Genomic DNA, 25,653 nt, shown 5'->3' on the forward strand with positions numbered 1-25,653 from the left:
CCATGGAGCAGGCGGAGCCGACCTCGCCCTGGCAGCCGACCTCGGCGCCGGAGATGGAGGCGTTCTCCTTGAAGAGCATGCCGATGGCTCCGGCGGCGAGGAGGAAGCGGACCACGCCGTCCTCGTCGGCGCCCGGCACGAAGTTGATGTAGTAGTGCAGGACTGCCGGGATGATGCCCGCGGCGCCGTTGGTCGGGGCGGTGACGACGCGTCCGCCGGCTGCGTTCTCTTCGTTCACGGCCATCGCGTAGAGCGTGATCCACTCCATGGCGTGGGCCAACGGGTCGCCCTCTGCCCGGAGTTGGCGTGCGGAGACGGCGGCCCTGCGGCGGACCTTCAGGCCGCCGGGCAGGATGCCCTCGCGGGACATGCCGCGTTGGACGCAGGCCTGCATCACGTGCCAGATGGTGAGAAGCCCCTCGCGGATCTCGTCCTCGGTGCGCCAGGCCCGCTCGTTCTCCAGCATCAGCGCGGAGATCGACAGGCCGGTGTCCCGGGTCAGGCGCAGCAGTTCGTCGCCCGTGCGGAAGGAGTACTTCAGGACCGTGTCGTCGAGCTTGATGCGGTCCGCGCCGGCCGCGTCCTCGTCGACGACGAAGCCGCCGCCCACGGAGTAGTACGTCTTGGTGAGGAGTTCGGCGCCGGAGGTGTCGTGCGCCCAGAGCGTCATGCCGTTCGCGTGGTACGGCAGCGTCTTGCGGCGATGCAGGATCAGATTGTCGTCGAAGGAGAAGGGGATCTCCTGAGCATCGCCGATCTCGACGCCCAACAGCCGTAGCCTTCCGGTCGACTTGATCCGCTCGACCTCGTGCTCGGCCTGGAGGACGTCGACGGTGTGCGGCTCGTTGCCCTCCAGGCCGAGCAGGACGGCCTTCGGGGTGCCGTGGCCGTGGCCGGTCGCGCCCAGGGAGCCGTACAACTCGGCGTGGACCGTGGTGGTCTCGGCGAGTACGCCGTCCTCCTTCAGCCGGGCGGCGAACATGCGTGCCGCGCGCATCGGGCCGACCGTGTGGGAGCTGGACGGGCCGATGCCGATCGAGAAAAGGTCGAAGACCGAGATGGCCACGGTCACTCCTTACTGGTTGAGACCGGGGTACAGCGGGTGCTTGTCGGCCAGCGCCTTCACGCGGGCCTTCAGCGGATCCGCGTCGGCCTCCCCGAAGGGAGAAGCCGCCTTGAGCGCCTGCGCGATGACGTCCGCGACCTCGGCGAAGTCCTCGGCCCCAAAGCCGCGGGTGGCCAGGGCAGGCGTGCCGATGCGCAAGCCCGAGGTGACCATCGGCGGGCGCGGGTCGTTCGGGACGGCGTTGCGGTTGACGGTGATGCCGACCTCGTGGAGGCGGTCCTCGGCCTGCTGCCCGTCCAGCTCGCTCTCGCGCAGGTCGACGAGGATCAGGTGCACATCCGTGCCGCCCGACAGGACGTTGACGCCGGCCTCGCGGGCGTCCGGTGCGGTGAGCCGCTCGGCGAGGATCCTCGCGCCCTCGACCGTACGGCGCTGACGCTCCTTGAAGTCCTCGGAGGCGGCGACCTTGAAGGAGACCGCCTTGGCCGCGATCACGTGCTCCAGGGGACCGCCCTGAAAGCCGGGGAAGACGGACGAGTTGAGCTTCTTCGCGAAGTCCTTCTTCGCGAGGATGATGCCGCCGCGGGGTCCGCCCAGCGTCTTGTGGGTGGTGGAGGTGACCACGTCCGCGTACGGGACCGGGTTCGGGTGCAGACCCGCGGCGACCAGGCCCGCGAAGTGCGCCATGTCGACCCATAGGTACGCCTCGACCTCGTCGGCGATCCGGCGGAACTCGGCGAAGTCCAGCTGCCGCGGGTACGCCGACCAGCCCGCGATGATCACCTTCGGGCGGTGCTCCTTGGCCAGCCGCTCCAGCTCGGCCATGTCGACCAGGCCGGTGGCGGCGTCCACGTGGTAGGCGACCACGTTGAACTGCTTGCCGGAGAAGTTCAGCCGCATCCCGTGGGTGAGGTGGCCGCCGTGGGCCAGGTCCAGGCCGAGGATGGTGTCGCCGGGCTGGGCCAGCGCGAAGAGTGCGGCCTGGTTGGCGGAAGCGCCGGAGTGCGGCTGGACGTTGGCGTACTCGGCGCCGAACAGCTCCTTCAGCCGGTCGATCGCGATCTGCTCGGCCACGTCGACGTGTTCGCAGCCGCCGTAGTAGCGGCGGCCCGGGTAGCCCTCGGCGTACTTGTTGGTCAGCACCGAGCCCTGCGCCTCCATGACCGCGACCGGAGCGAAGTTCTCCGAGGCGATCATCTCCAGGGTGGACTGCTGACGGTTCAGCTCGGCGTCGACCGCGGCGGCGACCTCGGGGTCGAGCTCGTGCAGGGACGTGTTCAGAACGGTCATCTGCGGCTTCCTAGTGTTGGGGGCGCAGGGTGCGCCTTACGCCTCGGCGGGGAGTCGTCGGGCGGCGGCTTCGACAGTGGGGGGATCGTGCGGCGGAGCCGGGTGAACAGGTGCGGGTTGTACCGCACGGCGCACCTCGGCTCCTCAGCGGAAGACCACTGTGTGGTGGCCGTTGAGCAGGATGCGGCTCTCGCTGTGCCACTGCACGGCCCGCGCCAGTACCCGGGCCTCGACGTCCCGGCCCACGGTGACCAGCTCGTCGGGGTCCTGGGAGTGGTCCACGCGGACGACGTCCTGCTCGATGATGGGCCCCTCGTCCAGGTCGGGGGTGACGTAGTGGGCCGTGGCCCCGACCAGCTTGACTCCTCGTTGGTGGGCCTGGAGGTAGGGGCGGGCTCCCTTGAAGCTGGGGAGGAAGGAGTGGTGGATGTTGATGGCCCGGCCCTCGAGTCGTTTGCACAGGTCGTCCGAGAGGATCTGCATGTAGCGGGCGAGGACCACGAGGTCGATCTCCAACCGCTGTACCAGATCCAGCAGTTCCGCCTCCGCCTCAGCCTTGGTCTGCGGTGTGACCGGGATGTGGTGGAAGGGGATGCCGTGGCTGTGGGCGAGCGGCTCGAAGTCCCGGTGGTTGGAGACGATCGCCGCCACCTCGATGTTGAGGGCGCCCGTGCTCTCGCGGAACAGCAGGTCGTTCAGACAGTGGCCGTACTTGGAGACCATGATCACGGTGCGCGTGGGCGCGGCAGCGTCCCACAGCCGCCAGTCGATCCGGTACGCCTCGGCCACCGGGGCGAAATCGGTGCGCAGGCGCTCCAGTGACGTCTCAGGGTCGGAGACGTCGAAGTGGACGCGCATGAAGAAGCGGCCCTGCAGCCGGTCGTCGAACTGCTGGCTTTCCAGGATGTTCCCGGAGTGGTCGAGAAGGAAGCCGCTGACGGCGTGGACCAGGCCGGCCTGGTCGGGGCAGGAGAGGGTGAGGACGAACTCGCGGCCGGGGTCGGGGCGAGGTGACATGACATCACTCCAGTGGTGCGTAATGAGCAACAAGGCGAGCAATACGCAACATGGTCCAAGGGTGAGGGTGTCTGGTCAAGGGTGTGTCTTGACAGAAGTCCGCCGGGCGGGCTTCCTGGGTCTTGTTGTGCATTGAGAAATGATCAGCGTAATAAGCAACAAGCCGTGGCCGCGCGCCCGCGCCACCGCCGCCCGGGCAGCGACGCCGGATGCGGCGTGGTCCGTGAATCCCGGCGGCGGGACGGCTTTCACCGATTCCCACACACCGCGGAGCGCCATACATGACCCGCAAGGCCCCTGCTGAGGACCCCGGCGACGCCCGACTGCGGGTGGGCCCACCGAAGGACTACGCCGCCGGAATCCCGGCGGTCACCTCCTCGCTGCGCCACGCCGGCACCCAGATGGGCGCCCGCCGTGGCCTGCTCACCCTCCTCCAGGTCAACCAGAAGGACGGCTTCGACTGTCCGGGTTGCGCCTGGCCCGAACCGGAACACCGGCACCGTGCGGAGTTCTGCGAGAACGGGGCCAAAGCTGTGGCGGAGGAGGCCACGCTGCGCCGGGTGACCCCGGAGTTCTTCGCCGAGCACAGCCTGGAGGAATTCGCCGGCCGCAGCGACTACTGGCTCGGACAGCAGGGACGCCTCACCCATCCCATGTACCGTCCGGCGGGCAGTGACCACTACCGCCCGGTCTCGTGGGAGGACGCGTTCGCCGTCGTCGCCCGGGAACTCGCCGCCCTCGACCACCCCGACCAGGCCGCCTTCTACACCTCCGGCCGGGCGAGCAACGAGGCCGCCTTCCTCTATCAGCTGTTGGTACGGATGCTGGGTACCAACAACCTGCCGGACTGCTCCAACATGTGCCACGAGTCCAGCGGTTCGGCCCTGGTCGAGACGATCGGCATCGGCAAGGGCAGCGTCAGCCTGGAGGACCTCTACGAGGCGGATCTGATCTTCGTGGTCGGCCAGAACCCCGGCACCAACCACCCGCGGATGCTCTCCGCCCTGGAGCGGGCCAAGCAGCGCGGCGCCCGCGTCATCGCGGTCAACCCGCTGCCCGAGGCAGGCCTGCTCCGGTTCAAGAACCCCCAGCGGCCGGCCGGCCTCGTCGGCGGCGGCACCCAGCTGGCCGACCTCTTCCTGCAGATCAGGCTGGGCGGCGATCAGGCCCTGTTCCAGGCCTTCAACCGGCTGCTGCTGGAAGCGGAGGACGACGCACCCGGCACCGTCCTCGACACCTCCTTCATCACCACGCACACGCACGGATTCGAGGCCTTCGCCGAGCGCGCCCGCAAGGCCTCCTGGGACGACGTCCTGGAGGCCACCGGGCTGTCCGAGGACGAGATCAAGATCGCGTTCCAGGAGGTGCTCGCCGCCGAGAAGGTCGTCGTCTGCTGGGCGATGGGCCTCACCCAGCACCGCCACTCCGTCCCGACCATCCGCGAGGTCGTCAACTTCCTCCTCCTGCGCGGCAACATCGGCCGTCCCGGCGCAGGGCTCTGCCCGGTGCGCGGCCACTCCAATGTGCAGGGCGACCGGACCATGGGCATCCACGAGAAGCCCGGCGAGGACTTCCTCGACGCCCTCGGCGCCGAATTCGGTTTCGAACCGCCGCGCCACCACGGTCACGACGCGGTCGAGACCATCCGCGCCATGCGCGACGGCCGGGTGAAGGTCTTCGTGGGGCTGGGCGGCAACTTCGTCGCCGCCGCCCCGGACACCGAGGTGACCGAGCAGGCGCTGCGCGGCTGCCGGCTCACCGTGCAGATCTCCACCAAGCTCAACCGGTCCCACGCGGTCACAGGGGAACAGGCGCTCATCCTGCCCTGCCTGGGCCGCACCGAGGCCGATCTGCGGCCCTCGGGGCCCCAACTGGTGACGGTGGAGGACTCCATGGGCATGGTGCACCTCTCGCGGGGGCGGCTCGCCCCGGCCTCCGACCACCTCCGCAGCGAGGTGGCGATCATCTGCGGGATGGCCCGGGCGGCCCTCGGGACCCACGCGGCAACATCAGCCGTCCCGGCGGGGCAGGTGCCCTGGGAGGATTTCGAGGCCGACTACGACCGCATCCGTGACCGCATCGCACGGGTGATCCCCGGCTTCGAGGACTTCAACGAACGAGTGCGCCGACCCGGCGGCTTCACCCTGCCCCATCCGCCCCGCGACGAGCGCCGCTTCACCACCGCCACCGGCCGGGCCAACTTCACCGTGAACCCGCTGGACATCCTGCGCGTACCGGAAGGCCGGCTGCTGCTGCAGACGCTGCGCTCGCACGACCAGTACAACACCACCATCTACGGACTGGACGACCGCTATCGCGGCATTCACCAGGGCCGCCGCGTGCTGTTCGTACACGAGGACGACCTCGCCGCCCGTGGGCTGGCCGACGGCGACCTCGTGGACATCGTCAGTGAGTACGAGGACGGGGTGGAGCGCCGGGCACCTGCCTTCCGCACCGTCGCCTTCCCGACGCCCCGCGGCTGCTGCGCGGCGTACTTCCCGGAGACCAACGTCCTGGTGCCCCTGGACTCCACGGCGGCCATCAGCAACACCCCGACGTCCAAGTCCGTCGTGGTCCGGCTGGAACGTGCTGCCGGGGTGTGGCCCACCCCTTGACACCGCTCCTCCAAAGGAAGGAATGTTTCTCATAGCGCACCCAAGTGCGCTATGCGCAACGTCTGTGCTGGTGTGAGGCGGCCCGGTACCGCACCCGTCGTTCGTACGGAAACCCGCGAGGAGCTTGACAGTGACACACGAGGTACGCGCCGTCGTCGCCCGGAAAAAGGGCGCCCCCGTCTCGGTGGAGACCATCCTGGTGCCGGACCCCGGCCCCGGGGAGGCGCTGGTGCGGGTACAGGCCTGCGGTGTCTGCCATACCGACCTGCACTACCGGGAGGGCGGTATCAACGACGCGTTCCCCTTCCTGCTCGGTCACGAGGCCGCAGGAGTGGTCGAGGCGGTGGGCGAGGGCGTCACGGACGTCGCGCCCGGCGACTTCGTCGTCCTCAACTGGCGCGCGGTGTGCGGCACATGCCGTGCCTGCGGCAAGGGCAAGCCGTGGTACTGCTTCGCCACCCACAACGCGACCCGGCCCATGACGCTGCCCGACGGCACGCCGCTCGCCCCCGCTCTCGGCATCGGGGCCTTCGCCGAGAAGACGCTCGTCGCCGCCGGCCAGTGCACCAAGGTCGACTCGGCCGCCGCACCCGCCGCGGCGGGTCTGCTCGGCTGCGGCGTGATGGCGGGATTCGGCGCCGCGGTCAACACGGGTGCCGTCGGCCGCGGCGACTCGATCGCCGTGATCGGCTGCGGCGGCGTGGGTATGGCCGCCATCGCCGGCGCCAAGGTGGCAGGCGCGTCAAAGATCATCGCCGTCGACGTGGACGAGCGAAAGCTTCGGTGGGCCGAGAGGTTCGGGGCCACCGACACCGTCGACTCCGCCAGGACCGACGTCGTCGAGGCCGTCCGCGCCCTCACCGGCGGCTTCGGCGCGGATGTCGTCGTGGACGCGGTGGGCCGTCCAGAGACGTACCAGCAGGCCTTCTACGCCCGAGACCTGGCCGGCACCGTCGTCCTGGTCGGTGTCCCCGCCCCGGACATGACCGTCGACCTGCCCCTGCTGGACGTCTTCGGCCGGGGCGGGTCGCTGAAGTCCTCCTGGTACGGCGACTGTCTGCCCTCCCGGGACTTCCCGGCCCTCATCGACCTCTACCTGCAAGGCCGCTTCGACCTGGCGGGCTTCGTCAGCGAGGAGATCGCCCTCGACGAGGTGGAGGCGGCGTTCGACAAGATGCGCCGCGGTGAGGTCCTGCGCTCGGTGGTGGTCCTGTGACCGCGCGGACCGAACTCCCAGGGCGCATGTGTACGCCGACGGCCCGCCGGTCGGCGTAGCGCATCACGCGCTGATCCCGCCGCGGCAGCCGAGAAGCCGACAAGACCGCGAACCAACGCATCCGCACCACGAATCCAGGAGACGGACACATGCCTTCTTCGTACGACGTGATCATCGTGGGCCTGGGCGGGATGGGCAGCGCAGCCGCCTACCACCTCGCCGCCCGCGGCCACCGCGTACTGGGCCTGGAACGGTTCGGCCAGGCCCACGACCTCGGCTCCAGCCACGGCGGTTCACGCATCTACCGGCAGGCCTACTTCGAGGACTCCGCCTATGTGCCGCTGCTGCTCCGTGCGCACGAGCTGTGGCAGAAGCTGGCCACCGACTCCGGCCGCGAGGTCTTCACCGAGACCGGCGGTCTGATGATCGGGCGCGAGGACAGCCTGGCCGTGGCCGGGACCTTGGACAGTGCCCGGAAGTGGGGTCTGGACCACGAGATCCTGGACGCCGCCGACATTCGGCGCCGTTTCCCCACCTTCACCCCGGCCGCCGAGGACATCGCCGTCCACGAGCGCAGGGCCGGCGTGGCCCGGCCGGAGGCCACCGTCAGTGCTCACCTGGACCTGGCGCGCGGCCGCGGCGCCGAGCTGCGCTTCGGGGAACGCGTGCTCGGATGGGAGGACGACGGCCCGGGCAGAAAGGCCTGGGTGGTCACCGACCGAGGCGTCCACACCGCCGAGCAGCTGATCTTCGCCCCTGGCGCCTGGGCGCCGAGCCTGCTCTCCGACCTCGGCGTCACCGTGACGGTGGAACGCCAGGTCATGTACTGGTTCCAGCCCGAGGGCGGCACCGGTCCGTTCACCGCCGACCGGCACCCCGTCTACATCTGGGAGGACCCGGACGGCACCCAGATCTACGGCTTCCCCTCCCTCGACGGCCCGGAGGGCGGAGCCAAGGTCGCCTTCTTCCGGAAGGGCCTCCCCAGTGACCCCGACACCCTCGACCGCCGGATCCACCCGGAGGAGATCGAGGCCATGACCGAGTACCTGCGTCCGCGCGTCCCGGCCCTTCCCGGCCGTTTCCTCAAGGGCGCGGCCTGCATGTACGCCAGCACTCCGGACGAGCACTTCGTCCTGTCCCGGCACCCTGAGCACACGCGGACCACCGTCGCCTGCGGATTCTCCGGCCACGGGTTCAAGTTCGTGCCGGTGATCGGCGAGATCCTTGCCGACCTGGCCACCGAAGGCAGCACCGACCATCCCATTGCCCTCTTCGACCCCCGCCGCGTACGCGTCTGACATTTTCCGAAGGTGACACGATGACCATCACCAACCTGCCGTCGACCAACCTGCCGTCCAGCCTGGTCGCCACGCTGCCCGGCGACCACTACACGGACCCCGAGGTCTTCGCCCTGGAGCAGGAGCGCATCTTCGAGGCCAGGTGGTTCTGCGCGGCCCGCGCCTCCCAGCTGGCCAAGCCGGGCCAGTTCCGTACCTACCAGATCGGACGGGAGAGCGTGCTGATCTCCCGCTCTAGGGACGGTTCGATCAGAGCGTTCCTGAACATCTGCCGGCACCGCGGGGCCAAGTTGTGCACCGCTGAGTCCGGCGAGGTCAAGCGCGCATTCCAGTGCCCGTACCACGCCTGGACCTACGGCCTCGACGGCAAGCTGGTGGCCGCGCCCAACCTGACGTCGATGCCGGACATCGACCGGGTTGAATACGGCCTGATCAACGTCCACGTCAGGGAGTGGCTGGGGTACGTGTGGGTGTGCCTCGCGGACACTCCGCCGTCCTTCGAGGAAGACGTGATGGGCGCGGTGACCGAGCGCCTGGGCGCCGCCGAGTCGATCGAGCGCTACGGCATCGACAACCTCGAGGTGGGCAAGCGGATCGTCTACGACGTGAAGGCGAACTGGAAGCTCATCATCGAGAACTTCATGGAGTGCTACCACTGCGCCACGATCCATCCGGAACTGACCGAGGTGCTGCCCGAGTTCGCCGACGGCTTCGCGGCGCAGTACTACGTCGGGCACGGGGCCGAGTTCGGTGCGGAGGTCCAGGGTTTCACCGTCGACGGCAGCGAGGGCCTGGACCGCATTCCGGGCGTCGCCGAGGACCAGGACCGCCGCTACTACGCGATCACGGTCACGCCGCAGGTCTTCATCAACCTGGTTCCCGATCACGTCATCTTCCATCGCATGTACCCGATGGCCGTGGACCGCACGATCGTGGAGTGCGACTGGCTCTACCTCCCCGATGTCGTCGAGAGCGGCAAGGACGTCAGCCGGTCCGTGGAGCTCTTCCACCGCGTCAACCAGCAGGACTTCGACGCCTGTGAGCGCACACAGCCCGGGATGAGCTCCCGCGCCTACGCCAAGGGCGGCGTCCTCGTCCCCAGCGAGCACCACATCGGCGCCTTCCACACCTGGGTGCAGGACAAGCTGGGGGCGATCCCCGCCCGCTGACGGGCCTTGTCCCACTGAGGAACCGGGCTGGGTAGCCGTCGCGAATGCGCAGTCCACCCAGCACCGGAGACAGGCCGTACGGTGTGCCGGTCGGCGTTACGATCAAGCGAGGCTCTGTGCCGGCAGCCGTCCCGCCGCTCTCGCCTTCGCGGTCACCACCCCGGCCGACGCCGACAACCTCGGCGCGCATACCGTCATCGGGGCCGCGTACGGGAGCACACTTTCGGTGGCCACTGCGGCGCTCTGGAGTCCGAGGCGGCCGGCAAGCCGACCCCGGCGCGTCCGAAGTCGGCTGAATGCCGGCCTACTCCGGGAGGACCGGCTCAGCGCTGACGCCGGTTGCGCACGCCACCGCGAGCAGCCGGGACGCCTTCAGCTCGGTCTCGTCCCACTCGCGCTCGGGGGCCGAGCCCCAGGTGATGCCCGCGCCGGTGCCGAAGCGCAGCACGGGGCCGGTCGTGGTCCGCTCGATCCAGAAGGTGCGGATGCCGACGGCCAGTTCGCCGGTGCCGCGGTCGGCGTCGACCCAGCCGACTCCGCCGCAGTACGGGCCGCGGAGTGTGGTTTCCAGCGACTCGATGATCCGCAGCGCGCTGAACTTGGGGGCGCCGGTCACGGAGCCGGGCGGGAAGGTGGCCGCCAGCAGTTCCGGCCAGCCCGCGCCCTCGGCGAGCTCGCCGCGCACGGTGGAGACCAGGTGCACCAGGCCGGGGTGCTGTTCGACCGCGCACAGCGCGGGCACGGTCACGGAGCCCGCGGCGCAGACACGGCCCAGGTCGTTGCGGACCAGGTCCACGATCATCACGTTCTCGGCCCGGTCCTTCTCCAACAGGTCCGCCGCCGTCCGACCGGTGCCCTTGATCGGCCCGGACTCCACGATCCGCCCGCCGCGACGCAGGAACAGCTCGGGTGAGGCGGTGGCCACCTCCACGCCGTGGGCGGGCAGCCGGACCGTACCCGCGTACGGGGCCGGGTTGCCCCGGGCCAGCAGCGCGGTCAGCGCGTCCACGTCGGCATGCAGTCCCTCGGACTCGGGCAGCGGAGCGGACAGGACGCGGCAGAGGTTCGCCTGGTAAACCTCGCCCGCCGCGATGTGCTCGCGGATCCGCCGTACTCCCGCGGTGTACGCGGCGCGGTCGAGCGAGGAGGTCCAGTCACCGGCGGCGGGGCCGCGCCAGGCGCCGGGCCGGGGAGCGGGGACGGGCTCGTGCCGTACGTCCCCGAAGCGGGCGCAGACCAACCGGCCCTCGAAGTCCGCGACCATCGCCCAGAAACCGGTCGAGTCCAGGGCCGCGGGGTCGCTGGTGACATCCCGCAGGTCGGTGGCGACGAGTTCGCCGAAGCGGGCCAGCGGAGGCAGGTGGGACAGGACGTCTGCCCGATTTTGCCCCATAGCCCGATACACCTTCTCGTGGGGGAGGAGTCACACGGTCATCGTGCGCGCCGCGCGTCCCGACTCGGCTCGGTGAACTGGTCGGCCGATGCCGGGGCGCGCGGCGCAAGGGTGCCCGACTACGTGGTGCGCGCGTCTGCCGCGCTGTCCTTGTCCCCGTTCGACGACGTCCCGTCCAGGCCCTCCTCGATCGCCGTGACGGCCTGGTCGACGAGCCGCTCCTCCTGTTTCTTCCGTTGGGCGGCGAGATAGGCGTGGTGTTCTCGGCGGAAGGCCTTGACCGTGGCGAGGCACATCCCGATCATCACGAGGCTGAAGGGCAGTGCCGTGATGATCGCCGCCGTCTGCAGTGTGGACAGCGACGAAGTTCCCGTGCCGCTGGCGATCAGCAGTGCGATGGCCACGGCCCCCTCGGCGGCGCACCAGAACACGCGGCTCCAGGTCGGCGGCTCGGGGTCGCCGCCGGAGGCCAGCACGTCGACCACATAGCTGCCGGAGTCGGAGGAGGTGACGAAGAACAGCACGATCAGCAGGAGCGCCACGCCGGCGACGAACGCGCCGCCCGGCAGGGTGTCGAGCAACTGGAAGAGCGCGCTGTCCGTACCCACCGTGCCGTCCTCGCCCACCAGTCCACCGTCACCGGCCGTCTCGCGGTGGATTGCCGAGCCGCCGAAGATGGCGAACCAGACGAAGGTCAGCAGAGTCGGTACCAACAGCACACCCGTGACGAACTCACGCACGGTCCGTCCGCGGGAGATGCGGGCGATGAAGACGCCGACGAACGGAGCCCAGGAAATCCACCAGCCCCAGTAGAAGACCGTCCAGCCGCTGACCCATGAAGTGCCCTCGGCGCCCTGGCTGGCGCCGGTGTCGAAGCTCAGCGCGAGGAGGTTCTGCAGATACGCGCCGATGTCCTCGACAAAGCCGTTGAGGATGAACAGGGTCGGGCCTGCGACGAGTACGAACACCATCAACGCGCCGGCCAGGCCCATGTTGATGTTGGACAGCCACTTGATGCCCTTGCCGACGCCCGTGACCACGGAGATGGTGGCGAGCAGGGTGATGCCGAAGATGAGGGCGACCCGCAGGGACGTGCCGGGGTCCGTCACCCAACCCTGGAAGCCGAGCCCCGCCGAGATCTGCAGGACGCCGAAGCCGAGCGAGGTGGCCACGCCGAAGACGGTGCCGACGACGGCGACGGTGTCGATGGCGTCGCCCCAGGCGCCCTTGACCCTGTCGCCGAAGAGCGGTTCCAGAGCCCAGCGGATCGAGATGGGGCGTCCCTTGCGGTGCACGGCGTAGGCGACGGCGAGACCGACCACTACGTAGATGGCCCAGGGGTGGATACCCCAGTGCAGGAACGTCTGGACCATGGCGAACTCGCTCCGCTGGGCCGCGCCCTCACCGACGCCCGGCCTCGGGGAGACGAAGTGGTTCAGCGGCTCGGCGACACCCCAGAAGACCAGCCCGATCCCCATACCCGCGGCGAACAGCATCGACAGCCATGAGCCCATGCCGAACTCGGGTCGCTCGTCGTCCTTGCCGAGCTTGATGTCTCCGAAGCGGCCGATACCGACCCAGAGGGCAAAGATCACAAAGAGTGAGACGAGGGCGGTGTAGTACCAACCGAGGCCACTGATGATCTCCTCCTGCACCGTACTGATGACGTCCTGTGCGGAGTCCTTGAAGATCGTGGCGTAGAGCACGAAGACAACGATGATGATCGTGGACGGCCAGAAGACACCGGGTGCGATCGTCGCCAAGAAGGGGGAGCGGCCCCCCGATTTCTCTTGATCCGATGTGTCACTTGGCGATTTCGTCATCTGGGGAGCAGCCATACTCTCTTTCCTTCTGTCGTCGGGCTCGGGCGTGAGTCGGGTCGGACTGCCTTGTGCCACTGCTGCGCAGCGCTCAGGACATGGATGACGGGGGACGAGGCGGCGGCACCGCAGGCACTCAACAGCAGCATGTTGTTGCGCAATGAGAGATGTTTCTCTACTGGCGCAACAGAGAACACGCCTTGAGCATCGACGTCAAGACCGTCGCGCCGACCGCCGGAACCTCGACCAGGATTGAAATCGACCCGTGACTCATGGGCGACCAGCGGCGTTGTACTCGACAAGCCCCCGCCGTAGCGCAAAGAGCTTCCCAAAGCCGATGTCAATCCGCTGCCGCGACAGGTGGTGTGGCTTGGTAGCACGCGCCGTCACGGACAACGCGGTCCTCGCCGCCCTTCCTCCTGCCCGGTATCGGACGATCACGGAGCCACATGGCTCCGGCCGCCGAACGCCGTGACGTCCTCGATCCGGCCACCGGGATCGGCGTGCACGCGCACGAGAACCTGTCGCTGTCGGTCGCGAGCAGCGTCGTCGCGGTGGAGGAGGGCGTGACACGGGTCGACGCGTCCCTCGCCGGGCAGGGCGCGGGCGCCGGCAGCTGTCCCATCGAGGCCTTCATCGCCGTGGCCAACCTGCAGGACTGGCAGCACGGTTACGATCTGCTCGTCCTCCAGGACGCCGCCGACGATCGGGTACGACCACTGCGCGACCGCCCGGTCCAGGTGGACCGCGAGACCCTCACCCTCGGCTACGCGGGCGTCTACTCCTCCTTCCTGCGCCAGCCGAGCTCGCCGCCGAACGCTACGGCGTCGACGCCCACGCGCTCCTGCTGGAGGTCGGCCGCCGGGGCCTGGTCGGCGGGCAGGAGGACATGATCGTGGACATCGCCCTCGACTCTCGGGAGTTGGCCGCCGATTGAAGGCCGGCGTTACGACGGCGGTTTCGGCTGCGTCTGGGCGGCCTGAAGGTCGGCGAGCAGTTCGGCCTGGCCGGCGAGCACGCCGGACAGGATGGTGCGGGCGACGCGGAGCAGCTCGGCGATGTGGGGGCTGGTCAGCGAGTAGTACACGGTCGAGCCCTCCTTGCGGGTCACCACCAGGTTCGCCCGGCGCAGCACCGCGAGCTGCTGCGACAGGTGGGCCGGCTCGATGCCCACCTCGGGCAGCATCTCCGCCACGGCGTGCTCACGCTCGCTCAGCAGCTCCAACACCCGGATGCGTGCGGGATGGCCCAGCGTCTTGAAGAACTCGGCCTTCAGCTGGTACAGCGGGGTCGTCATCGTGCCGTCCTCTCCCCGGCGGAGCAGTACGGCCGTATGGGCCGGTCCTCGGCGCACCGCATCCAGCCTCCCCCGCCCTTCGGGCGGGCGGACCCCCATCTCGCTTCGCTCGTCACACACATGCGGCCCATCCTCGCGCGCGCCAGCGGACACACCGAATCTGTGCACCGGACGACAGTCTGCCGCCCGCGCTGGAGGATCTGTCGGGGGCAGGTTCCGCCCGGCCAGCATCTCGGTCAGGATCCGGCGCGCGGCCTGCAGCAGGTCGGCGACGTCCCCGCCGGCCAGCGCGTACACCACCCTCGAGCCCTCGCGCCTGGAGCTGACGACGATGCCCGACCGGCGCAACACCGCCAGCTGCTGCGACAGGCTGGAGGGCTCCATCTCGATCCGGGCCCGCAGTTCCCGTACCGGTATCGGCCCGTCCTGCAGCAGCCCCAGCACCCGGCTGACCAAGGGCTCGACTGGCGAGCTGAACACAGGGGCCGAATGGCCCAAGCCGTGGACGAACCGCCCCCTCCTGCCCCCGAGCCATGGATGCAACGGTGAGGGGAACCCGTGCTGCTGCACGTCTGCGCAGCCCGACGAAAGGTGGTGGGGGACATGGAGCTGCCCCTGATCGTGGGTGTCGACGGATCGGATTCGAGCCTCGTCGCAGTCGACTGGGCGGTCGACGAAGCGGCCCGGCACGGGCTGCCGTTGCGACTGGTGTACGCCTCCCTGTGGGAGCGCTACGAAGGGGTCGCCCCGGCTGGCAGCGCTGAACGCCCGTCCGGGGAAGCGCTGGCGGACACCATCGTCGGTTCCGCGGCGGAGCGTGCCCGGCGGCGCAATCCCGAGGTGAAGGTCTCCACCGAGGTGGTCCCCGAGGATGCGGTGTCCGCCCTCCTGCGCGAGGGACACAACGCCTCCGCCCTGGTGACGGGATCGCGTGGCCGCGGTGAGCTGACGGGTCTCCTGCTGGGCTCGGTGTCGTTGGCCGTGGCGTCCCGTGCCCACTGCCCGGTGATCGTGGTCCGTGGTGACAAGGCCGGTTTGGCGGGCATCCATGAGCGGATCCTGCTCGGCGCGGGCGAGTCCGCGACCGGCGGCGAGGCGGTGCGGTTCGCGTTCCGCGAGGCCGAAGCGCGTGGATGCACCCTCGATGTCGTACGTGCCTGGCGCTGCCCCGCGCACGAGACCGCCGAACATCCCCTGCTCGCCGGGGATCCGGCGCACTACCACGAGGAGCAGGCGTCCACCGTGCTCGATGCCCTGCTCCGCGACCCGGTGGCGGACCACCCCGGGGTCCTGGTGCGCCGTCACACCGTGGAAGGACAGGCCCGCAAGGTGCTGTTGCACCGGTCGGCCGCCGCGGACCTGGTGGTTGTCGGGGCGCATCGCCGGTCCGGCCATCTCGGGCTCCAGCTCGGCCGCGTAGGGCACACGCTGCTGCACCACGCGCAGTGCCCGGTGGCGATCGTGCCGCAGAGGGTGTGACCGTGCACCGCCCACTCGCCCCTGCGACGTCCCGCGACCTGCTCGCACCGGTGCTGCGGGACGTGCGGGCCGTCGTCTTCGACACCGACGGAGTGATCACCGACTCGGCCCGGGTGCACGCCGCGGCGTGGAAGACGGCGTTCGACGCCTACCTGCGCGCCCACCCGCCTGAGGACCCCGCCCAGCGCCGCCCGTTCGATGTACGGGACGACTATCTGCGCTACGTGGACGGCAAGTCCCGCCTCGACGGCGCCGCCGCGTTCCTGGCCGCGCGCGGCATCGAGCTGTCGGATGAGACGGTGCGTGCCGTCGCCGCGGACAAGGAGCGCCTGTTCGTGCAGCGGCTGCGCGAGCACGGCGTCGACGCCTATCCGGGGACCATACGGCTGGTGCATGCCCTGCGCCGGGCGGGGGTACCCCGAGCGGCGGCCTCCGCGTCCCGGCACGCCGGTGAGCTCTTGGAACGGGCCGGGGTACTCGACCTGTTCGACGTCCTCATGGACGGCGGCGAGGCGGCCCGGCTGGGCCTGGCGGGCAAGCCGCAGCCCGACCTGTTCCTGGAAGCGGTCCGCCGGCTCGGCGTCTCCGCCGACCGCGCCGCCGTCGTCGAGGACGCCCTGGCGGGTGTGGAGGCGGGCCGGCGCGGTGGGTTCGCCCTGGTGGTCGGCGTGGACCGCACCGCCGGTGAGGACACCGGGGCGCGGCTGCTGCGGCACGGTGCCGACATCGTCGTACGAGACCTGGGAGAACTGGTCGCGGAAGGAGCGCCGAAGTGACGGGCTGGAGCTGGGAGTACGAGGGCTACGAACCTGCCGACGAGCGCCTGCGGGAGTCGCTGTGCACCCTGGGCAACGGCTACTTCGCCACCCGCGGAGCGCTGCCGGAGTGCGCCGCCGACGAGGTGCACTACCCGGGCGCGTACGTGGCCGGTTGCTACGACCGGCTCACCTCCGAGGTCGCGGGCCGCCAGGTCGAGAACGAGGACATGGTCAACGTCCCGAACTGGCTGCCCCTGCGCTTCCGCCTCCCCGGCGGGCCATGGCTCACCCCCGACACCGCGGCCGTGCTCGACCACCGTCAGATCCTGCACCTGTCGGCAGGGCTGTTGGAGCGCAGCACGCGGTACGACCTCGGCGAGGGACGGGAGTTGAGGGTGCGTCAGCAGAGGTTGGTGCACATGGCCGATCCTCATCTGGCCGCACTGCGCACCGAGTTCACGGCCGAGGGCTTCTCGGGCGGACTCGAGGTCGAGGCGGCCCTCGACGGCGGCGTCACCAACTCCGGCGTGCCGCGCTACCGGGACCTGGACGGCCGCCACCTGATCCACGTGCACACCGGCACCGCCGCCCCGGACACGGTGTGGCTGCGCTGCCGCACCCGCACCTCGGACATCCGCATCGGCATGGCGGCCCGCGTCACCGCCGAGGCGCCCGCCACCATCCGCCACGAACTCCCGTACGCCATCCAGCGGTTGACCCTCGATCTGGCCCCCGGACGTACCACCACCGTCGACAAGACCGTCGCCCTGCACACGTCGCGCGACCCCGCGATCAGCGACCCGCTCCACGCCGCCGTCGACCGGGTGGGCCGGGCACCCGGCTTCGACGAGCTGGTGGAGTCGCATCTGACCGCCTGGGACCAGCTGTGGCGCAGGGCCGAGCTCGACGTTCCCGGGGAGGCGGGCCGCATCCTGCGGCTGCACCTCTTCCACGTCCTGCAGACCCTCTCGCCGCACACCGCCGACCTCGACGTCGGCGTACCCGCGCGGGGACTGCACGGCGAGGCCTACCGCGGGCACGTCTTCTGGGACGAACTGTTCGTCCTGCCCTACCTCAACCTGCACTTGCCCGAAGTCTCCCGCGCCCTGCTCGGCTACCGCCACCGCCGCCTCGAACAGGCGCGGATGAACGCCCGGGCGGCGGGCCGCAGGGGCGCCATGTACCCCTGGCAGAGCGGCAGCGACGGACGAGAGGAGACCCAGCAGCTCCACCTCAACCCGCGCTCCGGACGCTGGCTGCCCGACCACTCCCGGCTCCAGCACCACGTCGGATCGGCGATCGCCTACAACGTGTGGCAGTACTGCGAGGCCAGCGGCGACATGGAGTTCCTGCACACCAAGGGTGCCGAGATGCTGCTGCAGATCTCCCGCTTCTGGGCGGACGCCGCCGTCTACGACGAGTCCCTCGGACGGCACCGCATCAGAGGTGTGGTCGGCCCCGACGAGTACCACGAGGCGTACCCCGGCGCGCGGGTACCGGGCCTCGACGACAACACGTACACGAACGTCACCGCCGCCTGGGTGCTCGCCCGCACACTCGAGCTGTTGGAGACCCTCCCGGAGCCACGCCGCCGCGAACTCGTCGAGCGCACAGCTCTGGACGGGGGCGAACTCGAACTGTGGGAGGACGTGTCCCGCACGCTCCACGTGCCCTTCCACGACGACGTCGTCAGTCAGTTCGAGGGCTACGGCCGGCTGGAGGAGCTCGACTGGGACGGTTACCGCGAGCGGTACGGCGACATCCGGCGCCTGGACCGGATCCTGGAGGCGGAGGGCGACAGCGTCAACCGCTACCAGGCCTCCAAGCAGGCCGACGTCCTGATGCTCGGCTACCTCTTCTCGCCGGCCGAACTGCAGGGCCTGTTCCGCCGGTTGGGCGTACATCTCGACGAGGGCACCTGGCAACGCACCGTCGACTACTACCTGCACCGCACCAGCCACGGCTCCACCCTCAGCGGCCTCGTCCACGGCTGGGTGCTGGCCCGGGCCCGTCGGGCGGAGGCCTGGAAGTTCTGCCAGGAGGCCCTGCAGGGCGACATCGCCGACCTGCAGGGCGGCACCACCGGCGAAGGCATCCACCTGGGCGCCATGGCAGGCACCCTGGACTTCGTCCAACGCGGATTGACCGGCCTGGAGACACGGGGCGGTGCACTGTGGCTCGACCCGGTGCCGCTGCCCGAGCTGTCCTCGTACGGCTTCGCCCTGCGCTACCAGGGGCACTGGGGCGTACGGCTGCGCCTGGAGCGAGAACTGCTGCAGATCGAGGTACCGGCGTCCGACGCCTCGCCGATCGACGTACGGCTGCCGGACCGCACGGTGTGCCTCCAGCCGGGGGAGACCGGTCGACTGCTGCTCTCGGAGTGACGGTCACTCCAGCCACGGGCCGACCGCAGCCGAGGTGCAACCTCTCGAGGGGGCTGGGGCTCACGCCGCCAGTTGTGGCCGCGACCCGTTGGGCCAACTTGTGCCCGATGGCTGGCGTACTGCCGTGGGGTCGGGCGTGGGCACCGTCTCGTGCTGGGTCGCTGGTCGTGTGGTCTGGCTGTGGCGGCTGGCGAAGACGTAGAGGCGCAGGATGAGAAAGCGGGCTGTGCCGGCAAGGGCGGAGGCGCTGAGGTAGACGATCTGCTCGGTCAGGGTGCCGGGGGAGGGCCGGGTGAGGTGCAGGACGCAGATGGCGACGCTGGTCGCCAGGTAGGCGGCGGTCGCCGAGCCGGCGGACTGCCAGTGCTCTTGCCATCGGGCGCTGCGTCCTTTGGCGAAGGTGAAGCGGGCGTGGAGTTCGGTGCACAGCAAGGTGGAGGCGACGGTGATGATCGCGTTCGAGATGGCCCATGGCATGGTCGTGGCCAGCGGCGATACCGCGAGGCTGGAGAGGACCCCGACGCCTCCTCCGGTGATGGCGAACCGCAGGAAGGAGGCGACGGGGCCAGGGGTGGCCGAAGCCGCCATCTCGGGATTGTGTGCGAGCGGCGACTTCATGACGGGTTACTCCTCTGGAGGCTTGGAAGGTGCGGGTCAGAGGCTGCGGGCGGTGATGTCGCCGTAGGCGGTGGTCGCCTGGATGTTCAGTTCGGCGGCGGCGCCTTCGGTGTTCTTGAGCGCGTTTCGGATCCGGCCGTAGGAGGTGCCGGCGTCCAGGGCGGCGGAGACTCCGCGGGCGGCATCGATGGAGATCTCACCGGACTCGGTGCGCAGCGCGACCGTGCCGCGAACGGCCTCCGCGATCCGGATGTCGCCCTTCTGCGTGCTGATCTCCGCGGGGCCGCCCAGGCGGCCGACCGAGACGTTGCCGGCCTGGACGGTCAGGCGGGCGCTTTCGGTCTCATCGAGCTTGACCGAGGCCTGCGCGCCGTTGAAGGTGACGTCGCCGAGCCGTCCGACGCCCCGGAACTCGGCGGCGGCCGCCTTCGCCTCGACCTGGGAACCCGCGGGCAGCTGGACCGTCACCTCGACGGATCCGGAGTTGCCGAGGATCCGGTTCTTCGCCGGTGAGGCCGCGATTCGCAGGAGGCCGTCGCCGTATTCGACTGTGGTCTGCTCCGCCGCCTTCACATCGCGGTCCTTCGAGGCGTCCGCGGGCAGGACCTCCACCGTCGTGTCGGCCCGGTCTGCGGCGATGAACCGGATGCGTCCCGCGGGGATGTCGAGGACGGCGGTGACCGGGACGGGGGTGTTGAACGTCTGCATCGTGCTCTCCTTGGCTCGTCGTTTCGAACAATGGAAAAGCTACGTTGCATTCATTGATATCGCAATGAAGTCGTTGCGTGTAATCGTCATTCTCGCAGGTGGATACAGGGAAATCGTTGCAACGGATCTGAATTTAACGCAATGACATTGCCCTGTTCGTTGCAATGAATTGAAGGTGAACGCTATGCTGGAGGCACCAAGGAACACGAAGGAGACCGCGATGCCGGGAGGCAGGCTCACCCAGCAGGACCGCCAGCAGATCGCTCTGGGGCTGGCCGACGGCCTCGCCTACGCGGAGATCGCCAGACGTCTCGACCGTCCGACCTCGACGATCACGCGTGAGGTGATGCGCAACGGCGGTCCCACCGCCTACCGCGCCGACCTGGCCCACCACGCCACCGAACGCCGTACCCACCGGCGCAGGCAGGCCACGCCCCGGGAACCGGCAGCACCCCCGCAGGCCCACGGGCGCGACACCGAAGCCGTACGCGAGTACGAGGAGACGTTCACCACCGTGCTCATGGCCTCGGGCGCGCCCAAGATGATGTCCCGGGTGATGGCCTGCCTCACCCTCACCGACACCGGCAGCCTCACCGCCGCCGAACTCGCCCAGCGCCTGCAGGTCAGCCCGGCGTCCATCTCCAAAGCGGTCGCGTTCGCCGAGAGTCAGGGCCTGGTCCGCCGGGAACGCGACGAACGCCGCCGCGAGCGCTACATCGTCGACGACGACGTCTGGTACGAGTCGATGATGGCCAGCGCACGCTCCACCGCACAGATCGTCGAGATCGCACGACAGGGCGTCGGCGTTCTCGGCCCCGACACCCCGGCCGCCACCCGCCTGGAGAACATCGCCCGCTTCCTCGACTTCGTCGCCGAAAGCACCGCCCGCGCCGCGGAACAGGCCCGCGAGATCCTCCACGCAAAATCCGCAACGACCCCAGACGCCACCGCCACGCCCCGCTCGGACCGCGGATAGGCGTGGCGTCGTCGACGCAGACGGTTTACCTCCTCCGCACTTTCACCGCACCTGCCGGCTCGCCGCCGTAGGGCTTCGAACGGGAACTGAGGGTGAACTAAGGGCCGACCGGCCCACCTTCCGGCCCCGGTCAGCCCATGTGACCCCGCGCCGTTCCGCTGGACGCTGGTGGTGTCAGGAGATCTGGAGGAGACCCGCGATGACGGACGACGCGCTCAGCCGGCCCACGGTTCACGCCCTGCTCGCGGACGGCACCACCGTGTGCATCCGCCCGGTGGTTCGGGCCGATCACGAGCAGTTGCAGGGGTTCTACGAGGAGATGTCCCCGGAGAACCTGAGGCTGCGGTTCTTCGCGGCGAGCCGCAGGTCGGCCGGCCTGGCCGCCGACCGGGCCTGCGGTCCGCCGCGTCCCGGGTACCGGGCGCTGCTGGCCGAGACACTGGGCCGGGTCATCGGCCTCGCCGAGTACGACACCGGAGGCACCGGAGACACGGCCGACATCTCCATCGCGGTCGCCGACGGACTGCACCACCGGGGTGTCGGAACGCTCCTTGTCGAGCACCTGGTCTCGGCCGCCCGCGCGGAGGGCGTCACCACGTTCACGGCCGACGCGCTGAGCGAGAACAACGAGGTGCTGCGGCTCTTTGCCGACCTCGGCCTGCGCACGGCCCGCCGCTTCGAGGGCCCGGAGGTGCGCTGCACCATCGCCCTCGATCAGAGCGACACCTACCTCACGGCCGTGGAGGAACGTGGCCGTGCCGCCGACGTCGTCAGCCTGAAACCGCTGCTGCGTCCGAAGGTGGTCGCCGTCGTCGGCGCCGGGCGCAAGCCGGGCTCGGTGGGCCGGGCGGTCCTGCACCAGCTGCACGCGGGCGGCTACACCGGGCGGCTGTTCGCGGTGAACCCCGCCGCGCACTCGATCCTCGGCGTGCCGTCCCACCCGTCGGTCAGCGCCCTGCCCAAGACCCCCGACCTCGCGGTACTCGCCGTACCCGCCGCCGCGGTCCCGGACACCGCCGAGGAGTGCGGCAAGGCGGGCGTACGGGCCCTGCTCGTCGTCTCCGCCGGCCTGGACGCGGACCAGGCACAGGCCCTGCTGGCGGCCTGCCGCTCGTACGGCATGCGGCTCGTCGGCCCCAACTGCCTCGGCATTTCCAACACCGACCCGCAGCTGCGCCTCGACGCCACTTTCGCCGCCGGCCGTCCGCGCCCCGGCACGGCGGGCGTCGCCGTACAGTCCGGCGGTGTCGGTATCGCCGTGCTGGACGGGCTGTCCCGGCTCGGCATCGGCGTCTCCTCCTTCGCCTCCCTCGGCGACAAGTACGACGTCAGCGGCAACGACATGCTCCAGTGGTGGGAGAGCGACGGCCGCACCGAGCTGGCTCTGCTGCACCTGGAGTCGTTCGGCAGCCCGCGGGCGTTCTCGCGTACGGCCCGGCGGGTGACCCGGCGGATGCCGGTGCTGACCGTCGATGCCGGCCGCACCGAAGCCGGCCGCCGCGCCGCTTCCTCGCACACCGCGGCCGCCGCCACCCGCACCATGACCCGGGGCGCGCTGTTCACCCAGGCCGGCATCACCGCCACTCGTTCGGTGGGCGAACTGCTGGAAGCCGCCGCCCTGTTGCACTCACAGCCACTGCCCGCCGGGCCCCGCGTCGCGATCGTCACCAACGCGGGCGGAGCCGGTGTCCTCGCGGCCGACGCCTGCGCCGAGACCGGGCTCCAGCTCCCGGCGCCCACCCCGGAACTGATCGACGACCTGCTCGCCGTCCTGCCCGACGGCGCGGCCGTCGGCAACCCGGTCGACGCCACCGCCGCCGTCACGGAGGAGCAACTGGCGAACTGTGTGGACCGGATCATGCGGTACGGCGGTGTCGACGCCGTCCTGGTGGCCCTGGTGCCCACGGCGGTGGCCGCGGCGACCGGCGACGACCTCGTCCGGGCCCTCACACACGCTTCTGGACGACGTGCCAAGCCCATCGCCGCGGTACGACTCGAACAGGCCCTGCCCGTCGAGCTGTTGCCCGCGAGCGAAGGCGGCACCGTCCCCGCCTACGCCGAACCCCAGGCCGCGGCACGGGCGTTGGCCCACGCCGCTCACCGCGCGGCCTGGCTCGCCCGGCCCACCGGAACGTTCCCCGACCTCGACGGCGTCGAGACCGAGCGCGCCCACGCGGTCGTCGAGGCCTATCTCGACGCGCACCCGGACGGCGGCTGGCTCGACCCGCGCGTGTGCGCCGAACTCCTCGACTGCTACGGCATCCCGCAGCTGCCGTGGGCCTGGGCCGAGACCGAGGACGACGCCGTCCTCGCCGCCGACCGGCTGCGCGGCGCCGACGGCCGGGTGGTCATGAAGGGCCACTGGCCGGGCCTGCTGCACAAGACCGTCGAGCACGCCGTCCATCTCGACCTCCGCGGCGACTCCCAAGTCCGCGCCGCCTTCCGGGACTTGGAGATCCGCTTCGCCGGCCTGCTGACCGGCGTGGTCGTGCAGCCGCTCGCCGACCGCGGCACCGAGCTGTTCGCCGGCGTCGTCCAGGACCGGGTCTTCGGCCCGCTCGTCCTCTTCGGACTCGGCGGCACCGCCACCGAAGTCCTGCGCGACCACGCCGCCCGCCTCGCCCCGCTCACCGACCACGACGTGCACGACCTGATCACGGCCCCGCGCTGCGCCCCGCTCCTGTTCGGCGCGAACGGCGCCCGCCCCGTGGACCTCGAAGGCCTCGAACAGCTCCTGCTGCGGCTGTCCCGCATGGCGAGCGACCTCCCGCAGCTCGCAGAGGCCGACTTCAACCCCGTTCTCGCGACACCGGGCGGAGTCACCGTGCTCGATGCACGCGTACGCCTGCTGCCCCGCAGGCCCCACGACCCGTATCTGCGCCGGCTCCGCTGAGGAGGAACAGCCATGAAGCACAACAAGATCGGCTCCGTGATGACCACGGAGGTCGTCCGTGCCACGTACGGCACCCCGTTCAAGGAGGTGGCCCGGCTGCTCGGCCTGCACCACATCAGCGGGCTGCCGGTGGTCGATGACGACCAGAGGGTCATCGGCGTCATCTCCGAGACGGACCTCATCATCCGGCAGGCCGAGACCCCCGACCCGTACGAACCGAAGAAGCGTTTCCGGCTCACCGACCTCACCCGCGACGCCCGCAGCCGGGCCGCGAAGGCCAGGGCCCGCACCGCCGGCCGGCTGATGACCGAGCCGCCCGTCACGGTCCACGCCGACGACACCATCGTCGAAGCGGCCCGGATCATGGCGCGGCACCGTGTGGAGCGGCTGCCCGTCCTGGATGAGGAGGAGCGGCTCGTCGGTATCGTCACCCGCCGCGATCTGCTCCAGGTCTTTCTGCGGCCGGACGCGGAGATCCGCGACCAGGTCGTCGAGGAGGTGCTGGTACGGACGCTGTGGCTGGCGCCGCGCAGCATCGACGTCTCCGTGGTGGAGGGCGTGGTCACGCTCTCCGGGCACATGGAACGCAAGAGCGAGACGAAGATCGCTGTCTCCATGACGCAGCAGATCGACGGAGTGGTCGCGGTCGTCGACCAGCTCACCTACAGATTTGACGACGCCGGGCTCCAGCCGGACGAGCGGGCACTTCACGGTATGGCCGCCAACTGGCTGCCCAAGGTGTGAAAGCCAAGGTGTGAAAGGAGGCGGACCGTCATGACCGGCAACGTGCTGGTCGCCTACGGGACGACGAACGGATCGACCGCGCAGATCGCCGAGGCCGTGGCCGCGGTGCTGCGCAAGGAGGGTTTCACCAGCGAGGCGCTGCCGGCCGGCTCCGTCACGCGCGTGACACCGTACGACGCCGTCGTGGTCGGCGGCGGACTGTATGCGGGGCGCTGGCACAAGGACGCGCGTCGCTTCGTGCGCCGGCATCGCCGCGAGCTGGCCGAGCGCCCGCTGTGGCTGTTCAGCAGCGGTCCGCTCGACGCCTCGGCCTCGGAGCGGGACATCCCGCCCGTGCCCGGCGTCAAGCGGGCCATGACCCGGCTCGACGCCAGGGGGCACGTCACCTTCGGAGGGTGCCTCGAGGAAGGCGCGAAGGGATTCATCGCACGGAAGATCGTGTCCTCCGGAAAGGGCGGTGACTTCCGGAACTTCCCCGAGATCGAGGCATGGGCGGCGCGTGTCGCCGGAGAGTTGGCGGAGGCACGGGCGACGGGCTGAACACGGTGAACACCGAGCGGCGCACCGGGCCGGGCCGGGTTTCAAGGCCCGGCCCGGTGCGGCCGTTGGCCGATGTTGCCGATGCCATGGCCAACTGGTCCCGGCTCAGGTGGTCTTGTCAGGTGGTCTTGTCAGGTGGTCTTGCGGGCCCACTGCGGTCCGACCTGATCCCACTCCCGGCCCCACTGGTCGATGCGCCGCCGGTCCAGGCGCCCTCGTGCGACGCGCCCGACCGCGTACGTCACGCCGCCGACCCCGAGTGCGGCTGCGGGGGCCGCGTAGCCCGCGAACACGGTGACCTGGGCGGCAGTCGCCGGCTCCGACGTGAGCTGCCCCTGACTGTCCGTCCAGACGCGGACCTTCGAACCGGCC

19 protein-coding genes and 3 pseudogenes are annotated in these 25,653 nt (G+C 70.3%); 12 read left to right on the forward strand and 10 right to left on the reverse strand.

Going from position 1 to position 25,653, the window contains the following annotated elements:
* The 3 genes from ABD357_RS33985 to purU all read right to left on the reverse strand — a co-directional run.
* Positions 1-1,066, reverse strand: a 1,066-nt coding sequence (locus ABD357_RS33985) for an L-serine ammonia-lyase (RefSeq protein WP_344395073.1), incomplete at its 3' end; no start/stop codon positions are given.
* Positions 1,067-1,075: 9 nt separating this feature from the next.
* Positions 1,076-2,356 carry a serine hydroxymethyltransferase gene (gene glyA, locus ABD357_RS33990; RefSeq protein ID WP_344395074.1) on the reverse strand — a complete coding sequence of 427 codons (1,281 nt, stop codon included), beginning with the start codon at positions 2,354-2,356 and terminating at the stop codon, positions 1,076-1,078.
* 144 nt (positions 2,357-2,500) lie between these two features.
* Complete coding sequence (gene purU, locus ABD357_RS33995) at positions 2,501-3,373, reverse strand: formyltetrahydrofolate deformylase (protein WP_344395075.1); 873 nt, start codon at positions 3,371-3,373, stop codon at positions 2,501-2,503.
* Positions 3,374-3,654: 281 nt separating this feature from the next.
* Here purU and ABD357_RS34000 point away from each other — a divergent pair, with 281 nt between their 5' ends.
* From ABD357_RS34000 to ABD357_RS34015, 4 genes are all read left to right on the forward strand, one after another.
* On the forward strand, positions 3,655-5,988 hold the full coding sequence (locus ABD357_RS34000; protein WP_344395076.1) for an FdhF/YdeP family oxidoreductase: 2,334 nt from the start codon (positions 3,655-3,657) through the stop codon (positions 5,986-5,988).
* A gap of 130 nt (positions 5,989-6,118) precedes the next feature.
* The gene (locus tag ABD357_RS34005; protein ID WP_344395077.1) at positions 6,119-7,204 is read left to right on the forward strand and encodes an S-(hydroxymethyl)mycothiol dehydrogenase; all 1,086 of its coding nucleotides are present in this window, start codon (positions 6,119-6,121) and stop codon (positions 7,202-7,204) included.
* Positions 7,205-7,353: 149 nt separating this feature from the next.
* Positions 7,354-8,502, forward strand: coding sequence for an N-methyl-L-tryptophan oxidase (gene solA / locus ABD357_RS34010; RefSeq protein ID WP_344395078.1), 1,149 nt, complete (start codon positions 7,354-7,356; stop codon positions 8,500-8,502).
* Between the two features lie 35 nt (positions 8,503-8,537).
* A complete protein-coding gene (locus ABD357_RS34015; RefSeq protein ID WP_344395113.1) occupies positions 8,538-9,671 on the forward strand; it encodes an aromatic ring-hydroxylating oxygenase subunit alpha in 1,134 nt (377 codons plus the stop codon).
* A gap of 304 nt (positions 9,672-9,975) precedes the next feature.
* Here the strand turns inward: ABD357_RS34015 and ABD357_RS34020 are convergent, their stop codons facing one another.
* Both ABD357_RS34020 and ABD357_RS34025 read right to left on the reverse strand, forming a co-directional pair.
* Positions 9,976-11,064 carry a chorismate-binding protein gene (locus ABD357_RS34020; RefSeq protein WP_425585124.1) on the reverse strand — a complete coding sequence of 363 codons (1,089 nt, stop codon included), beginning with the start codon at positions 11,062-11,064 and terminating at the stop codon, positions 9,976-9,978.
* A 119-nt stretch (positions 11,065-11,183) separates the two neighbouring features.
* A complete protein-coding gene (locus tag ABD357_RS34025; RefSeq protein ID WP_344395079.1) occupies positions 11,184-12,827 on the reverse strand; it encodes a BCCT family transporter in 1,644 nt (547 codons plus the stop codon).
* Positions 12,828-13,354: 527 nt separating this feature from the next.
* Here ABD357_RS34025 and ABD357_RS34030 point away from each other — a divergent pair.
* Positions 13,355-13,821 (forward strand): annotated as a pseudogene (locus tag ABD357_RS34030) (4-hydroxy-2-oxovalerate aldolase); the annotation flags it as partial.
* 9 nt (positions 13,822-13,830) lie between these two features.
* On the opposite strand, the gene ABD357_RS34035 reads toward ABD357_RS34030, so the two are convergent.
* Positions 13,831-14,181 (reverse strand): ArsR/SmtB family transcription factor, encoded by a 351-nt coding sequence (locus ABD357_RS34035; RefSeq protein WP_344395115.1) that lies wholly within the window; start codon positions 14,179-14,181, stop codon positions 13,831-13,833.
* 192 nt (positions 14,182-14,373) lie between these two features.
* Positions 14,374-14,679, reverse strand: a pseudogene (locus ABD357_RS34040) (ArsR/SmtB family transcription factor); the annotation flags it as partial.
* A gap of 105 nt (positions 14,680-14,784) precedes the next feature.
* Here ABD357_RS34040 and ABD357_RS34045 point away from each other — a divergent pair.
* The 3 genes from ABD357_RS34045 to ABD357_RS34055 are packed head-to-tail and all read left to right on the forward strand — an operon-like array spanning position 14,785 to position 18,802.
* The gene (locus tag ABD357_RS34045; RefSeq protein ID WP_344395080.1) at positions 14,785-15,660 is read left to right on the forward strand and encodes a universal stress protein; all 876 of its coding nucleotides are present in this window, start codon (positions 14,785-14,787) and stop codon (positions 15,658-15,660) included.
* A gap of 2 nt (positions 15,661-15,662) precedes the next feature.
* Positions 15,663-16,436: an HAD family hydrolase gene (locus ABD357_RS34050; RefSeq protein WP_344395081.1), complete on the forward strand. Its 774-nt coding sequence runs from the start codon at positions 15,663-15,665 to the stop codon at positions 16,434-16,436.
* Positions 16,433-18,802 carry a glycoside hydrolase family 65 protein gene (locus ABD357_RS34055; RefSeq protein WP_344395082.1) on the forward strand — a complete coding sequence of 790 codons (2,370 nt, stop codon included), beginning with the start codon at positions 16,433-16,435 and terminating at the stop codon, positions 18,800-18,802. The genes ABD357_RS34050 and ABD357_RS34055 overlap by 4 nt, the downstream gene beginning before the upstream one ends.
* A 60-nt stretch (positions 18,803-18,862) precedes the next feature.
* Here the strand turns inward: ABD357_RS34055 and ABD357_RS34060 are convergent, their stop codons facing one another.
* Both ABD357_RS34060 and ABD357_RS34065 read right to left on the reverse strand, forming a co-directional pair.
* Entirely contained in the window at positions 18,863-19,420 is a 558-nt protein-coding gene (locus ABD357_RS34060) for a GtrA family protein (RefSeq protein ID WP_344395083.1), read from the reverse strand.
* Between the two features lie 36 nt (positions 19,421-19,456).
* Positions 19,457-20,128, reverse strand: a complete 672-nt coding sequence (locus ABD357_RS34065; RefSeq protein ID WP_344395084.1) for a DUF4097 family beta strand repeat-containing protein — start codon at positions 20,126-20,128, stop codon at positions 19,457-19,459.
* 220 nt (positions 20,129-20,348) lie between these two features.
* On the opposite strand from ABD357_RS34065, the gene ABD357_RS34070 reads away from it, so the two are divergent.
* The 4 genes from ABD357_RS34070 to ABD357_RS34085 all read left to right on the forward strand — a co-directional run bounded on the left by ABD357_RS34070 (position 20,349) and on the right by ABD357_RS34085 (position 25,281).
* Positions 20,349-21,104: a helix-turn-helix domain-containing protein gene (locus ABD357_RS34070; protein WP_344395116.1), complete on the forward strand. Its 756-nt coding sequence runs from the start codon at positions 20,349-20,351 to the stop codon at positions 21,102-21,104.
* Positions 21,105-21,303: 199 nt separating this feature from the next.
* Positions 21,304-23,997: a bifunctional acetate--CoA ligase family protein/GNAT family N-acetyltransferase gene (locus tag ABD357_RS34075; RefSeq protein ID WP_344395085.1), complete on the forward strand. Its 2,694-nt coding sequence runs from the start codon at positions 21,304-21,306 to the stop codon at positions 23,995-23,997.
* 12 nt (positions 23,998-24,009) lie between these two features.
* Positions 24,010-24,741 carry a CBS domain-containing protein gene (locus ABD357_RS34080; protein WP_344395087.1) on the forward strand — a complete coding sequence of 244 codons (732 nt, stop codon included), beginning with the start codon at positions 24,010-24,012 and terminating at the stop codon, positions 24,739-24,741.
* 30 nt (positions 24,742-24,771) lie between these two features.
* Positions 24,772-25,281: a flavodoxin domain-containing protein gene (locus tag ABD357_RS34085; protein WP_344395088.1), complete on the forward strand. Its 510-nt coding sequence runs from the start codon at positions 24,772-24,774 to the stop codon at positions 25,279-25,281.
* A gap of 131 nt (positions 25,282-25,412) precedes the next feature.
* Here the strand turns inward: ABD357_RS34085 and ABD357_RS34090 are convergent.
* Positions 25,413-25,653 (reverse strand): annotated as a pseudogene (locus tag ABD357_RS34090) (Rv1733c family protein); the annotation flags it as partial.

This window comes from Streptomyces vastus (genome assembly GCF_039532825.1).
In the GTDB taxonomy this organism is placed as follows: domain Bacteria; phylum Actinomycetota; class Actinomycetes; order Streptomycetales; family Streptomycetaceae; genus Streptomyces; species Streptomyces vastus.

What these genes read in the sequence shown, in the direction of transcription:
- glyA (WP_344395074.1), bottom strand. Translation starts at nt 2,356, where the DNA reads ATGACCGTTCTGAACACGTCCCTGCACGAGCTCGACCCCGAGGTCGCC.
- purU (WP_344395075.1), bottom strand. Translation starts at nt 3,373, where the DNA reads ATGTCACCTCGCCCCGACCCCGGCCGCGAGTTCGTCCTCACCCTCTCC.
- ABD357_RS34000 (WP_344395076.1), top strand. Translation starts at nt 3,655, where the DNA reads ATGACCCGCAAGGCCCCTGCTGAGGACCCCGGCGACGCCCGACTGCGG.
- solA (WP_344395078.1), top strand. Translation starts at nt 7,354, where the DNA reads ATGCCTTCTTCGTACGACGTGATCATCGTGGGCCTGGGCGGGATGGGC.
- ABD357_RS34020 (WP_425585124.1), bottom strand. Translation starts at nt 11,064, where the DNA reads ATGGGGCAAAATCGGGCAGACGTCCTGTCCCACCTGCCTCCGCTGGCC.
- ABD357_RS34035 (WP_344395115.1), bottom strand. Translation starts at nt 14,181, where the DNA reads ATGACGACCCCGCTGTACCAGCTGAAGGCCGAGTTCTTCAAGACGCTG.
- ABD357_RS34045 (WP_344395080.1), top strand. Translation starts at nt 14,785, where the DNA reads ATGGAGCTGCCCCTGATCGTGGGTGTCGACGGATCGGATTCGAGCCTC.
- ABD357_RS34060 (WP_344395083.1), bottom strand. Translation starts at nt 19,420, where the DNA reads ATGAAGTCGCCGCTCGCACACAATCCCGAGATGGCGGCTTCGGCCACC.
- ABD357_RS34065 (WP_344395084.1), bottom strand. Translation starts at nt 20,128, where the DNA reads ATGCAGACGTTCAACACCCCCGTCCCGGTCACCGCCGTCCTCGACATC.
- ABD357_RS34070 (WP_344395116.1), top strand. Translation starts at nt 20,349, where the DNA reads ATGCCGGGAGGCAGGCTCACCCAGCAGGACCGCCAGCAGATCGCTCTG.
- ABD357_RS34075 (WP_344395085.1), top strand. Translation starts at nt 21,304, where the DNA reads ATGACGGACGACGCGCTCAGCCGGCCCACGGTTCACGCCCTGCTCGCG.
- ABD357_RS34080 (WP_344395087.1), top strand. Translation starts at nt 24,010, where the DNA reads ATGAAGCACAACAAGATCGGCTCCGTGATGACCACGGAGGTCGTCCGT.
- ABD357_RS34085 (WP_344395088.1), top strand. Translation starts at nt 24,772, where the DNA reads ATGACCGGCAACGTGCTGGTCGCCTACGGGACGACGAACGGATCGACC.